At 65.5% G+C, this 226-nt stretch carries 1 pseudogene; it reads left to right on the plus strand.

Annotation, left to right across the window (positions count from 1 at the left end):
• Nucleotides 1–226 (plus strand): annotated as a pseudogene (locus ACYVO7_RS25870) (type I secretion system permease/ATPase); the annotation flags it as partial.

The raw sequence follows: 226 nt of genomic DNA on the forward strand, positions 1-226 counted from the left end.
TTTCTTCATCAACGTCCTGGCCCTCGCCGGGCCGCTCTACATGCTGCAGGTCTATGACCGCGTGCTGTCCAGCCGCAGCCTGAGCACCCTGGTCGCGCTGACCGTCATCCTGGCTTTCGTCTACGCCGTGTCGTCGGCGCTGGAGATGCTGCGGTCCAAGATCCTCGTCCGGGCCGGCGTCAGGTTCGACAAGGTCGCCAATCCGGACGTGTTCCGCGGCGTGCAG

Source organism: Alsobacter sp. SYSU BS001988, assembly GCF_054796215.1.